Origin of the sequence: Kamptonema sp. UHCC 0994, assembly GCF_029167235.1 — a bacterium.
Classification (GTDB): domain Bacteria; phylum Cyanobacteriota; class Cyanobacteriia; order Cyanobacteriales; family Microcoleaceae; genus Kamptonema.
In genome coordinates this window covers 49,433-62,349 of sequence record NZ_JARFTR010000221.1, presented here as the reverse complement: position 1 = coordinate 62,349, position 12,917 = coordinate 49,433, and the positions used below count along the sequence as shown (strand labels likewise).

General features: G+C 44.5%; 12 protein-coding genes. 6 read left to right on the top strand and 6 right to left on the bottom strand.

The window, feature by feature from the left end; genetic code table 11:
- Positions 1–359: 359 nt before the first annotated feature.
- From PY364_RS19870 to PY364_RS19850, 5 genes are all read right to left on the bottom strand, one after another.
- Complete coding sequence (locus PY364_RS19870; protein WP_275525122.1) at positions 360–1,661, bottom strand: homoserine dehydrogenase; 1,302 nt, start codon at positions 1,659–1,661, stop codon at positions 360–362.
- Positions 1,662–1,753: 92 nt separating this feature from the next.
- A complete protein-coding gene (locus PY364_RS19865; protein ID WP_275525120.1) occupies positions 1,754–1,936 on the bottom strand; it encodes an antitoxin in 183 nt (60 codons plus the stop codon).
- A gap of 49 nt (positions 1,937–1,985) precedes the next feature.
- Positions 1,986–2,261, bottom strand: coding sequence for a hypothetical protein (locus PY364_RS19860; RefSeq protein ID WP_275525118.1), 276 nt, complete (start codon positions 2,259–2,261; stop codon positions 1,986–1,988).
- 76 nt (positions 2,262–2,337) lie between these two features.
- Positions 2,338–2,628, bottom strand: coding sequence for a DUF6883 domain-containing protein (locus PY364_RS19855; protein ID WP_275525116.1), 291 nt, complete (start codon positions 2,626–2,628; stop codon positions 2,338–2,340).
- Between the two features lie 202 nt (positions 2,629–2,830).
- A complete protein-coding gene (locus tag PY364_RS19850) occupies positions 2,831–4,036 on the bottom strand; it encodes a ferredoxin-NADP reductase (protein ID WP_275525124.1) in 1,206 nt (401 codons plus the stop codon).
- Positions 4,037–4,579: 543 nt separating this feature from the next.
- On the opposite strand from PY364_RS19850, the gene PY364_RS19845 reads away from it, so the two are divergent.
- Positions 4,580–5,584: a phosphoribulokinase gene (locus PY364_RS19845; protein ID WP_275525114.1), complete on the top strand. Its 1,005-nt coding sequence runs from the start codon at positions 4,580–4,582 to the stop codon at positions 5,582–5,584.
- Positions 5,585–5,699: 115 nt separating this feature from the next.
- Here PY364_RS19845 and PY364_RS19840 read toward each other — a convergent pair whose 3' ends face one another.
- Positions 5,700–5,954 carry a hypothetical protein gene (locus PY364_RS19840; protein WP_275525112.1) on the bottom strand — a complete coding sequence of 85 codons (255 nt, stop codon included), beginning with the start codon at positions 5,952–5,954 and terminating at the stop codon, positions 5,700–5,702.
- A 90-nt stretch (positions 5,955–6,044) separates the two neighbouring features.
- On the opposite strand from PY364_RS19840, the gene trpB reads away from it, so the two are divergent.
- The 5 genes from trpB to PY364_RS19815 all read left to right on the top strand — a co-directional run bounded on the left by trpB (position 6,045) and on the right by PY364_RS19815 (position 12,799).
- Complete coding sequence (gene trpB / locus PY364_RS19835; protein ID WP_275525111.1) at positions 6,045–7,292, top strand: tryptophan synthase subunit beta; 1,248 nt, start codon at positions 6,045–6,047, stop codon at positions 7,290–7,292.
- 62 nt (positions 7,293–7,354) lie between these two features.
- On the top strand, positions 7,355–7,876 hold the full coding sequence (locus PY364_RS19830; RefSeq protein WP_275525110.1) for a CAP domain-containing protein: 522 nt from the start codon (positions 7,355–7,357) through the stop codon (positions 7,874–7,876).
- 498 nt (positions 7,877–8,374) lie between these two features.
- Positions 8,375–9,982: a uroporphyrinogen-III C-methyltransferase gene (gene cobA, locus PY364_RS19825; protein WP_275525108.1), complete on the top strand. Its 1,608-nt coding sequence runs from the start codon at positions 8,375–8,377 to the stop codon at positions 9,980–9,982.
- A 342-nt stretch (positions 9,983–10,324) separates the two neighbouring features.
- Positions 10,325–11,524 (top strand): tetratricopeptide repeat-containing serine protease family protein, encoded by a 1,200-nt coding sequence (locus PY364_RS19820; RefSeq protein WP_275525106.1) that lies wholly within the window; start codon positions 10,325–10,327, stop codon positions 11,522–11,524.
- Between the two features lie 75 nt (positions 11,525–11,599).
- Complete coding sequence (locus PY364_RS19815) at positions 11,600–12,799, top strand: tetratricopeptide repeat-containing serine protease family protein (RefSeq protein WP_275525104.1); 1,200 nt, start codon at positions 11,600–11,602, stop codon at positions 12,797–12,799.
- The last annotated feature ends 118 nt before the right edge of the window (positions 12,800–12,917 follow it).

Here is a 12,917-nt window from a genome sequence, read left to right as displayed (position 1 = left end):
GCTAGGGGCTAGGGGCTAGGGGCTAGGGGAAGAGAGAGGGAGAGGGTAGAGAGGGGGGAATTTTTCCCCAATTAGCAATTAGCAATTAGCAATTAGCCATTAAGTAGTTGGACAAAAATAAATAATGTCATTGCGAGCCCAGCGAAGCAATCCCAAACCCCTGCGTTGGCGTAGCCTGCCCGAAGGGCTTATGCTTCACTTCACTATCGTGACCTTCGCTTCGGACATGGTTGCGTTTATTTATGTCCGACTACTTAGCAATTAGCCATTACCAATTAGCAATTAGCAATTAGCAATTAGCCATTAGCCATTAGCCATTAGCCATTAGCCATTAGCCATTAGCCATTAGCCATTAGCCATTAAAGAACCCGCAGTTTACTAGGAATACTATGTATACCTTCCATTTGGCTAATTTCATCAATTGCCTGCTGAAAATTGCCTTCTTTAACATCGTGAGTCACTACCACAATTTCGGCTAATTCGCCGTGTATTCCTGTTTGCACAACTGATTCTAAGCTAACATTATGTTGCCCGAAACAAGTACCGAGTTTGCCAATCACACCCGGATTATCTTTGGTTAAAAATCGAGCATAAAATCGCGTGACAAGTTCTTCAATTGGAGCAATTTTACAGTAGTGTTGGTGAGTGCAACTTAATAAAGGATGGGGAATCGGGACTGTTTCAGTTTTCAATATAGCGGCGATATTCATAATATCTGATACTACCGCGCTTGCTGTCGGGCCCGCACCAGCACCGCGTCCGTAAAACATGACTTGCCCTATAGGTTCTGCTTCTATTAAAATAGCATTGTAAACGCCATTTATACTCGCAAGAGGATGCGTTTTCGAGACTAGGGTAGGATGGACTCTGATTGAAAGTAGTTCGCGATCGCTTGTTGTTTGGGTATCTTGATGGGCAATTGCTAATAATTTAATTACAAATCCCAGCTTTTCAGCATAAGCAATATCAGCAGCACTTACTTGTCCGATCCCTTCACAATAAATATCTTCTAGTTTGATGCGTCCGCCAAAAGCTAAGGATGCTAAAATGGCAATTTTATCAGCAGCATCCAAACCATCGACATCGGCACTGGGGTCAGCTTCAGCATAGCCTAATTGTTGTGCATCGGCGAGCACTTGGGCAAAGTCTGCGCCTTCTGTTTGCATCCGCGTGAGGATGTAATTAGTTGTACCGTTAACGATGCCAGTAACGGTTTGAATGCGGTTTGCACCTAATGATTGTTTAAGGGTTTGTATGACTGGAATACCACCGGCGACAGCAGCTTCTAGCATTACATAAACGCCTTTTTCTTGGGCGGCGGCGAAGATTTCATCGCCATAGCGGGCAATTACAGCTTTGTTGGCGGTAACGATGTGCTTACCGTTAGCGATCGCTTTGAGGATTAGCGATCGCGCTGGTTCTAAACCACCCATTACTTCTACTACAATATCAACATCCGGGTCTGTGGCGATCGCATCTAAATCTGTTGTTAGCACATTTTCAGGAAATTGTAAAGAGCGAGTTTTCGTGCGATCGCGCACCCCCACCCGATAGATTTCCAATTCCTGCAACAGCGGATGGCGGCCTTCGGGAGAGAGCAAAATCTCTGCTGTACCCGCCCCAACTGTCCCCAATCCCAGCAAACCAATTTTTATAGCCACGACTTTAACCTGTAAAAACTTATTTAACCCACAACCATTGTAAGATACTTCTGCATTAGGTAGTCCTGCATAGTCAAGATTACCTTGGTAGACTAATTCAGAGATAATTTACGCTTAGAAACAACGCAATCTTGCAAATAAAGATTAATTAGTTCCTGGGAAGATATCCCTTTTTCCTGAGCCATCGTTTCAAAATATTCAATCACATCAATTCCGAGAGAAATCGAGATATCTTTTTTTAACTGTTTAGCAAAAGGATTAGGTCTTTTTTTCATTTTTGATAGATCGTATTCGGGTTCCATTCTTTTTTCATTTATTAGCCAGTCAATTTCCACCAACTTTAAAATAGGAGTATTCGCCCATCTCTACAGAATTTACTAATGTTGTAAATTGTGTGGGATTAAGAATGACATTTTCATACTCAAATCCGCCTACCAACTTATCGTTAGGAATAGCTAGATCGACTGCATATAATTCTGGGTTTTCGTAACATTCGACAATTGTTCCTTCCGTACCTTTGAGAATAATGCGATAGCGGTGGTCAAAATCGGCATTAATGTCTACTAAGGTTTGAATGGTGTCGTAAAGTTGGGCTTTCATGTTTGACTTCCTATAATTATCGGTCTACTTCTAACCAGTTTGTAATTAGTCTCGGTATATCTTTTTCTACATCTATTTACCAACTGGTGACAAGCGTTCCTTCTTGGCCATTTAGTCCTGTAATTCTGACTCGTACCTTAAATCTTAGCCCGTGAACTGTCGGTTCGCCGGGAATAGATGGTACATTAATCAAACCTTGACGCAACTGTTGAATCAGGTTTTCGGCAGCTTGGTTACGTCCTTCAGGTGTTTCTACATCATACCCTAACTGGGAAAAAGCCTGCCATTTCCCTTTATTGTCGGGATGATTTGGGTTGAGAGAGTATTGGGTAAATTTACGGGGATCAATTTCCGGTTCTGGTGTCATAATTTATTAGACTTAGAATAATCTTGACACACTTTTAACTTTTGTTTTTCCTCTGAACGAGTAACGAAATAATTCTTTAACCGTCAGTACCATATCAATCATCTCCCTTTCTGGATGCTAAGGCAACGATAAAATTTATCCTCTAAAACAATTATAGGGCAGGCATTGCCCACCCTACCAGAGAAATTATCAGCCTATCAAATTAATAGGTTTCAACGTGCCATTGATGATTCTTCTTCAACTGCTTCTGATAGTCAGACCAGTTGACATCATACTTACCAGAGGCCGCCGACATTCCCTCATCAATACCGCCTTCCATACCCTTCAAACCGCAGATGTAAGTGTGAGTATTCGGCTTTTGAACCAACTCCCACAACTCATCGGCATTCTCTTGAATCCGATTTTGAATGTACATCTTACCGCCTTGAGCACTCTTTTGTTCGCGGCTAATTGCATAAGTCAAGCGGAAATTATCTGGGAACTCAGCTTGCAACTTCTCCAACTCTTCTTTATAAAGAATATTCGGAGTATAAGCAACGCCAAAAAACAACCAAGCCAGACCCTTAAACTTGTAATCTGGGTTATTTTCCTTAAACATCCTCCACAGAAAAGCGCGGAACGGTGCAATACCAGTACCCGTTGCCATCATAATAATCGTGGATTCTGGGTCTTCAGGTAATAACATTTCCTTACCCACAGGGCCAGTGATTTTCACATCAGCCCCCGGTTCCAAACCAGTTAGATAAGTGGAACAGACACCGAATACCTTTTCACCAGTTTCCGGGTGCTTATACTCCAGCCGACGGACACAGAGAGATATCGTCTTGTCGTCTAGGTTGTCACCGTGACGAGTAGACGCGATCGAGTACAGGCGCAACTTATGGGGTTTCCCATTAGCATCAGTACCCTCTGGAATAATGCCGATACTTTGGCCTTCCAGATAGCGTAAATTCCCACCAGAAAGGTCAAAAGTAACGTGACGGACGGTACCTTCGCCACCTTCTCTAACTAGCTCTTCAGTCGAGATACACTTGCCAATAAAGGGACTAGCTGGCTTGTAGAGATTGACGGGAATATCAACTTTTTCTTTTGCTTGAGTCATTGGCTTCTTTGGTTCTCCTGATTTCTGAACCTGTAGCCCATTCTCTGGTGCGACTTTTGGCTTGGCTTTGGGTTCTGCACTCAGGGGTCGGATGCTGACTATCTTGCCGCCCAGACGAGCGATCCGTCGCATTTCCTGATTCATGCGGTTGTAGGGGACTGCGATCAGCACGCTCCCACTCTGGCGAATCGGGCAGCTAGTTCGATCAGTTTCTCCGTTCTGACGCAGGCCCTCCACTTCGTAAATAAAGACGCGGCTGCCAGATTCAGAACTGGCAGCACCACCAGATAAGCTGGGACTATACATTGCTTGCTTTTCCATCACGATACAGAGTTCTAAACTTAGAGAATGTGACGATAGACTCAATTTACGTTTTTCTTAAGATGCTCTTCACTAAGAAAGTTGCGCTAACCGATCGCCCCCGCCGTCTGGCTTGGTGTCAAGTGTTGGCCGCTGTTGTTGTCTATGCGCTCTGAATATTTTAGCTGAGAGGGGGATCGGGGATTGGGAAAGATAGGGAGGATGGGGGGAAGGGAAGATAGGAGAGGGGGGGGAGGGGGAGAGGGGGAGATTTTTTTTCTTCCTTCTTCCTTCTTCCTTGTGTTGATATTAAGGTTGTGGGGCGATCCTAGTTCTGGTAAAATTAACAACACAGTTAGTATTCATACTTAGCCTAAAAATTGTTTGGCTTTAGCCCGGTCAGCGGTCAACAGACTGCTGTATGCTGGTTTGTGCTTGATCCTTGGGGTCGCAAAGCTGCACTCCAGCTCCAAGGTTGCGACTGCGGGCCCCAATCAAAGTGGAATATGAACTTGAGTTGTAAACAGTGCTTTTTGTTAGAGGGAAATTATGACCATTAAGCCGGATCGCGTGGTTTTAATTGGTGTCGCTGGAGATTCTGGATGCGGGAAATCTACATTTTTGCGCCGACTGACGGATTTGTTTGGGGAAGATTTCGTGACGGTGATTTGTCTGGATGACTATCACTGTCTGGATCGCAAGCAGCGTAAGGAAACGGGGATTACTGCTCTTGACCCCAGAGCCAACAATTTTGACCTAATGGCTGAGCAAATGAAGGCGCTCAAAAATGGTCAGGCGATTAATAAGCCGATTTACAACCACGAAACCGGCTTGCTCGATCCGCCTGAGATCGTTGAGCCGAATCATGTGATCGTGATTGAGGGGCTTCATCCTCTGTATGATGAGCGGGTGCGATCGCTGCTTGATTTCAGTGTCTATCTTGATATCAGTGATGAGGTGAAGATTGCCTGGAAAATTCAGCGGGATATGTCGGAACGCGGCCACAGTTATGAAGATGTTTTGTTTGCGATTAATGCTCGTAAGCCAGATTTTCAGGCCTATATTGACCCACAAAAGCAGCACGCAGATGTGGTAATTCAGGTATTACCGACTAATTTGATTAAGGAAGATAAAGAGCGTAAAGTTTTGCGCGTGCAGATGATTCAACGCGAAGGTATCGCTAATTTTGAATCTGCCTATTTGTTTGATGAGGGTTCAACTATTCACTGGACTCCTTGCGGTCGCAAGCTGACTTGTTCTTATCCTGGAATTAAGATGTACTACGGGCCTGATGCTTATTATGGCAACGAAGTCTCTATTTTGGAAGTAGACGGTCAGTTCGACGATTTGGAAGAAGTGATCTACATCGAAAGACATTTGAGCAAAATTTCAACTAAGTATGAAGGTGAGATGACTCATTTGTTGTTACAACACCGCGAGTATCCAGGCTCTAATAATGGGACTGGTTTGTTTCAGGTGTTGGTAGGGTTGAAGATGCGGGCGACTTATGAGAGGTTGACTGCTAAGGAAGCTAAGGTTGCTGTTAGCGTTTGAAGGTAAGAAATGATAAAATTTAGGGGCGCGTTCGCGCCTCTTTTTTTTATCTTAAGGAAGAAGGAAGAAGGAAGAAGGAAGAAGTAAGAAAAAACCATTTTTAATCAATTAGTCATTAACTGATTCTGGCGATCGCCTCTCTGAGTTGTGCCGCCCTGGAATATGCAATCGGGTTAGTGGAATTGCCGCCGGGGATGTGTTGATGATTTACACCGGTGCGATCGCGCCATGAAAATCTGAAGTATTGGTGACGACCCTTGGCAGTTCCAGCAGGCTGTGTTAGCGAATTATCGGGAACAGAACAGCGGTCATCGATGCTGCGCGATCGCACGTCATACCATCGACTGACTCCACCAACAACGAATAACAAAAATGACCCACAGAATAATCATGCCTGCGGGTCATTAATTTGAGGGGAAAGTTGCTACAGTGAAATTTGTCCAGTCATCCCCTCAAGTTCGTGACCACAACTCCCCTACGCCCTACTACTGAAACCTCTGTACAACGCCCTGATTCCCTGGGTCGATTTGGCAAATTCGGCGGCAAATATGTCCCTGAAACCCTTATGCCTGCGCTATTTGAGCTAGAGGCGGCTTTCCAGCAATACCGCAATGACCCTAATTTTCAACAAGAATTACAACAACTGCTTAAGGATTATGTGGGACGGCCAAGCCCTTTATATTTCGCAGAACGCCTGAGTGCCCACTATAGCAAACCCAACGGCTCTGGCCCGCAAATTTATCTCAAGCGGGAAGACTTAAACCACACCGGAGCTCACAAAATTAATAATGCTCTGGCTCAAGCGCTATTAGCGAAGAGAATGGGCAAACAGCGCGTAATTGCGGAAACAGGGGCGGGTCAGCATGGTGTCGCTACTGCGACTGTATGCGCTCGCTTTGGCTTGGAATGCGTCGTCTACATGGGCGTACACGACATGGAACGACAAGCTTTGAACGTATTTAGAATGCGGCTGATGGGGGCGGAGGTGCGTCCAGTGGCGGCGGGTACGGGAACCCTCAAGGATGCGACTTCGGAAGCAATTCGAGATTGGGTAACGAATGTGGAGACAACTCACTATATTCTGGGTTCGGTGGCGGGGCCTCACCCTTACCCGATGATGGTACGCGATTTTCACGCAATTATTGGCCAAGAAACGCGCTCTCAATGTTTAGAAAAATGGGGCGGTTTGCCTGATATTCTGTTGGCTTGTGTTGGTGGCGGCTCTAATGCGATGGGATTGTTTCACGAATTTGTTAATGAAGAAACAGTCAGGTTAATTGGTGTGGAAGCTGCCGGTGAAGGGGTAGATACAGAAAAACACGCTGCTACTTTGACAAAAGGAAGAGTCGGAGTTTTGCACGGGGCGATGAGTTATTTGCTGCAAGATGATGAGGGACAAGTGATTGAGCCACACTCGATTAGTGCGGGGTTGGATTATCCGGGAGTTGGGCCTGAACACAGCTTTTTGAAGGATATTGGTAGAGCTGAATATTACAGCGTCACTGATGATGAAGCTGTGGCAGCATTTCGGCGGCTTTCTCAGTTGGAGGGGATTATTCCGGCTTTGGAAACGGCCCATGCGATCGCCTATTTGGAAAGTCTTTGTCCGCAGTTAAGCGGTAGTCCCCGAATTGTACTTAATTGTTCTGGGCGCGGCGATAAGGATGTTCAGACTGTTGCCAAATTTCTCAACCCATCGAAGGATTAGCAATTAGGTTCGGGGCGGTAATAATATTAATTGTACTTGCCCCGATCGATTAACTGCTAATTATGCAAAAAATATTCTGTGGAATGTCTTTGGGAGTGTTATTGTTTGTTGCTGGATGCGATCTCCAAAATCTGGCAGATCGAATATCGCCTTTGTCTGCTAAGCCTGTGGCTACACCGAGTTCTAAAATGTTAAGTCCGACTGCTTTGGAAAAGTCTGTTCACGAACAGGTGAATAAATATCGCGTATCTCGCAAGTTGCCGCCTTTGACTCTCGATTCGCGTATTATTGAACAGGCAAGGATTCACAGTCAGAATATGGCTAATGGTAAGGTTCCTTTTAGTCATAATGGATTTGAGCAGCGAGTTGATGCGATTGGAAAGTCAATTTCTTATCGGGGTGCGGCGGAAAATGTTGCTTATAATTTAGGGTTTCAGGAACCAGATCGCAATGCTGTTGAAGGCTGGATTAAGAGTCCCGGTCATCGTAAAAATATGGAAGGAGATTATAATTTGACTGGTATTGGTATTGCCAAAAATGCGAAAGGTGAATACTATTTTACTCAGATTTTTATTCGTAGTTAGTTATTAGTTATTAGTTATTAGTTGTTAGTTATTAGTTATTAAGTAAGTCAAGTTAATAAAATTAAAGAGCTTCTGTAAGTTGAGTTGAGGTACGAAACCCAATTCTTTTAGGACTTACGCGCGTCGAGGCGAGAAACCGGGTTTCGATCTAGATATCTCGTTGAGAATCTTAGATTTTTCTAAGAAACCCGGTTTATGAGGGTAAGTCATGTTAACGTAACAGTTAAGAAAGCTCTCGTAGGTTGGGTCATTGGTACAAAACCCAACTAGGGAGATTGCTTCGTTTCACTCGCAATGACATACAATATATAGTAACCGCTAAGAATGTTAGGACAGATATCCGTAACGCCGCCCTCTGGGCGGTAATTGACCCCCCAGAGGGCGGCCTATGGGCGGTTAGGTCATAGATAATAATAATCATTTTAGATGCGTAACAGCTTACCAATTAGCAATTAGCAATTAGCAATTAGCAATTACCAACTAACAACTAACAATTTTATGAAAGAAATCAGGGGAAAAGTATATCTAGTAGGTGCGGGGCCAGGGGATTGCAGTTTAATGACTGTCAGATCCCAGGAAATTTTAGCCCAAGCTGAGGTATTAATTTATGATGCGTTAGTTGATATTCCGCAATTGAAATTAATATCGGGAAATTGTCTGAGACTAGAAGTAGGAAAGCGGGGAGGAAAGCCCTCATTTCAACAGCAAGAAATCAACCAGTTGTTAGTAAAATACTGCCAAGACGGGAAATTAGTGGTAAGATTAAAAAGCGGCGATCCATTTATTTTTGGTCGTTCAACTTCCGAGATTCAAGCATTGAGAGATGCCGATTGCGATTTTGAAGTAGTACCGGGAATTTCTTCAGCTTTAGCTGCACCTTTACTAGCAGGAATTCCTCTGACAGATCCGGTAATGAGTCGCTGTTTTGCGGTAATGAGCGCCCACGATACAGATGCTCTGGATTGGGAGGCGTTAGTACAAATTGAAACTTTAGTAATTTTAATGGGAGGCAGCAATTTAAAGGAAATACTTCGGCAACTGCAAAGACACGGGCGATCGCACCAAACACCTACAGCAATTATCCGCGATTGTGGACGAGAAAACAAACAGATTTGGATCGGTACAATAGCAGACATCGTACAGAAAACGGCAGGTCAATCTCTTTCTCCTTGTGTAATTGTAATTGGGGAAGTGGTGAGACTACGTGAATATTTAATGCAGAAAGAAGCAGCGATAAATTTATACGATTCTCAAGTTAAAATTCCTAATTCTGCAAAACCTCTTACTGGTAAAACTATTTTAGTGACTCGTTCAATGGGTCAGAATAGTGAATTTAGCGATCGCCTCCAGCTAGAAGGAGCACAAGTCATCGAAATGCCAGCCTTAGCGATTGGCCCGCCTGCGAGTTGGGAGGCCCTCGATGGTGCGATCGCACAACTGTCAACCTTCAACTGGTTAATACTCACATCCACCAACGGTACTGATTACTTTTTTCAGAGACTAGCAGCTAGCGGTAAAGATACTCGCGCCTTATCTGGGGTTAAAATAGCTGTAGTTGGTAAAAAAACTGCCGAAAGTCTACGATCGCACTCCCTGATCGCCGACTTTATCCCCCCAGACTTTATCGCAGATTCCCTTGCTGCCAATTTTCCCGACAATTTAGACGGCTGCAAAATTCTCTTTCCGAGAGTAGAAAGCGGCGGAAGAGAAGCTTTGGTAAAAGAATTAACTGCCAAAGGTGCACAAGTAACAGAAGTACCCGCCTATCAATCCTGCTGTCCTGATAGTATCCCGCCAGCAGCCTTAGCTGCACTCCAAAATCGATCGGTGAATGTGATTACCTTTGCCAGTTCCAAAACAGTACAGAATTTTTGTCACTTAGTAGCAACTCAACCAGAATTATCCTTACCTAGCGATCTGCAAAATCATGTTTGTATCGCTTCTATCGGCCCAGAAACTTCTAAAACCTGCAAAAATTTGTTGGGCAGGTTAGATGTTGAGGCAAAGGAATATACTTTAGATGGATTAAGAGCCGCGATCGTAGAATGGGCGATCGCAAATTCCGAGAGTATTAATCCCGGAACTGGGGAACAAAACAGCGAGTAACACGATCACAGAGATAGGACTTATACCAATTTAATGTAAAGTTACACCGTAATTAAACCCCCGGCCGTCGCCATCCCCCTTAGCAAGGGGAACCAGAGAGGGTAATTGATGATGTGTACGATCGCACAGAAATGGTATTACGCACAAGAGTTTCGACAAACCCCTGAAAAATTGGGCTTTGAGGGTTTCTTCGTTTTTAAACAGTTCCCCTTTTTTAGTCGGTCACGGAAAATGGCAGGGTGAGAGACTAGGAAAAAGTAATCGCGATCGCCTGTTAGTAATTGCGATCGCAACAACAGACAATACCAACAAAATCCGCATATTATTGCTAAGAGTGTAAATATGAGCAGAGGTTTTTCTCGTTTCAACTCCCTTGCCTGCCTCCTAGCAGGAACAATTCCCGCCATAGTCATAGTAGTCAGCCAAGCCACAGCCGCGAGCGCAAAAACAGCCCAAGAAATTGCCGAAATTGCCGGGCCAATTACAGTTCAGGTTAACAGTTCCCTCGGCGACGGTTCCGGCGTAATCATCGCCAAAGGCGGCAATACTTATACCGTATTAACCGTGAATCATGTAGTGGAGACCGTTGACGTAAAATACACCATTCGCACCTCCACAGGAAAAAACTATCAAGCAACCAGCGTCACGCGACTGCAAAAAAACGAAACCGATCCCGATTTAGCTGTAGTCAAATTTGAGAGTTCTGAAGAATATCCAATTGCCATAGTCGGAGATTCTGACCAAGCAGCCATCGGTGCCCAAATCTATGTTTATGGCTATCCCGCTACAGGAGGTTTATTTGGGGCCGAACGAGAAGCAGAACTATCTGGTGGATTTGTAACCAGCCGCCCTCGAACACGCCCAGAGGGATATACTTTACGGTATCAAGCAGTGACTTGGAGCGGGATGAGTGGTGGGCCTGTATTTGATGCCGATGGTCGCCTGGTAGGTTTGCACGGACAAGGGGAATTTGGATTTGCTCAAACCAGTTCGGGAGAAGTGGCCCCGATTAAAACAGGCTTTAACGCCGCAGTTCCGATTAATATGTTTATCGCACGTTTAGCCGATGCGGGAGTGAATAAATCCGAGCTGAAAGTGAACAATTCCCCAGCCTCGCGAGATCCTGTATCTTTGGGCAATCCCCAAGATTCCCAAGGTTATTATTTGCGGGCTCTTTCCAATTTGGATGAGGGAAAGCTAAAAGAGGCGATCGCAGATTTTAACCGTTCTTTGGAATTAAATCCCAAGAATTCTGAAGCTTATTTCAACCGAGGTGTTGCTTATGCTTACCAAGGAGAGACTATACGCGGCGGTTCTAATGTATCTGACCCTTTGAAACAAGCGATCGAAGATTACACCTTAGCAATTAAAGCTAATCCTGGTTATGCTGATGCTTACTATAACCGGGGTTTAGCACATTTGGCAAATAACGATAAGCCGGGAGCCGTTACAGATTTTCAGAAGGCCGCAGAACTTTATCAGAAGTTAGGAAGGAAAGATGATTATCAACAGGCACTCAAGAAAATCAAAGAGTTGCAGTAATGGTTAACTGTGTGGCAGAAGGCCAACAACAGACAATACCAACAAAATCCGCATATTATTGCTAAGAGTGTAAATATGAGCAGAGGTTTTTCTCGTTTCAACTCCCTTGCCTGCCTCCTAGCAGGAACAATTCCCGCCATAGTCATAGTAGTCAGCCAAGCCACAGCCGCGAGCGCAAAAACAGCCCAAGAAATTGCCGAAATTGCCGGGCCGATTACAGTTCAGGTTAACAGTTCCCTCGGCGACGGTTCCGGCGTAATCATCGCCAAAGGCGGCAACACTTATACCGTATTGACCGTGAATCATGTAGTTGAGACCGTTGACGTAAAATACACCATTCGCACCTCCACCGGAAAAAACTATCAAGCAACTAGCGTCACGCGACTGCAAAAAAACGAAACCGATCCCGATTTAGCTGTGGTCAAATTTGAGAGTTCTGAAGAATATCCAATTGCCATAGTCGGAGATTCTGACCAAGCAGCCATCGGTGCCCAAATCTATGTTTATGGCTATCCCGCTACAGGAGGTTTATTTGGGGCCGAACGGGAAGCAGAACTCTCTGGTGGATTTGTAACCAGCCGCCCTCGAACACGCCCAGAGGGATATACTTTACGGTATCAAGCAGTGACTTGGAGTGGGATGAGTGGTGGGCCTGTATTTGATGCCGATGGCCGTCTGGTAGGTTTGCACGGACAAGGGGAATTTGGATTTGCTCAAACCAGTTCGGGAGAAGTGGCCCCGATTAAAACAGGCTTTAACGCCGCAGTTCCGATTAATATGTTTATCGCACGTTTAGCCGATGCGGGAGTGAATAAATCCGAGTTGAAAGTGAACAATTCCCCAGCGTCGCGAGATCCTGTATCTTTGGGCAATCCCCAAGATGCTGAAGGTTACTATTTGCGGGGTCTTTCCAATTTGGATAAGGGATATCTAACAGATGCGATCGCAGATTTTAACCGTTCTTTGAAATTAAATCCCAAGAATTCTGAAGCTTATTTTAACATAGGCGTTGCTTATGCTTACGAAGGGTATATTTATAAAGAAAATGATATACGTTCCAACCTATTGCAACAAGCGATTGACAGTTACACTTTAGCAGTTAAAGCTAATCCTGGTTATGCTGATGCTTATTATAACCGGGGTGTAGCACATTTGCAAAATAATGATAAATCAGGAGCCGTTGCAGATTTTCAGCAGGCCGCAGAACTTTATCAGAAGTTAGGAAGGAAAGATGATTATCAACAGGTACTCAAGAAAATCAAAGAGTTGCAGTAATTGTTAGCTGTTAACTGTTAACTGTTAACTGTTAACTGTTAACTGTTAACTGTTAACTGTTAGCTGTTAACTGTGTTGAGTTAACTTCAATACAATCAACCTCCTGCCTTCTGCCTCT

Bases quoted from the DNA above. Each gene is read 5' to 3' on its own strand.
- PY364_RS19850 (WP_275525124.1), bottom strand. From the start codon at position 4,036: ATGTATAGTCCCAGCTTATCTGGTGGTGCTGCCAGTTCTGAATCTGGC.
- PY364_RS19860 (WP_275525118.1), bottom strand. From the start codon at position 2,261: ATGAAAGCCCAACTTTACGACACCATTCAAACCTTAGTAGACATTAAT.
- PY364_RS19830 (WP_275525110.1), top strand. From the start codon at position 7,355: ATGCAAAAAATATTCTGTGGAATGTCTTTGGGAGTGTTATTGTTTGTT.
- PY364_RS19865 (WP_275525120.1), bottom strand. From the start codon at position 1,936: ATGAAAAAAAGACCTAATCCTTTTGCTAAACAGTTAAAAAAAGATATC.
- PY364_RS19815 (WP_275525104.1), top strand. From the start codon at position 11,600: ATGAGCAGAGGTTTTTCTCGTTTCAACTCCCTTGCCTGCCTCCTAGCA.
- PY364_RS19820 (WP_275525106.1), top strand. From the start codon at position 10,325: ATGAGCAGAGGTTTTTCTCGTTTCAACTCCCTTGCCTGCCTCCTAGCA.
- PY364_RS19845 (WP_275525114.1), top strand. From the start codon at position 4,580: ATGACCATTAAGCCGGATCGCGTGGTTTTAATTGGTGTCGCTGGAGAT.
- PY364_RS19855 (WP_275525116.1), bottom strand. From the start codon at position 2,628: ATGACACCAGAACCGGAAATTGATCCCCGTAAATTTACCCAATACTCT.
- cobA (WP_275525108.1), top strand. From the start codon at position 8,375: ATGAAAGAAATCAGGGGAAAAGTATATCTAGTAGGTGCGGGGCCAGGG.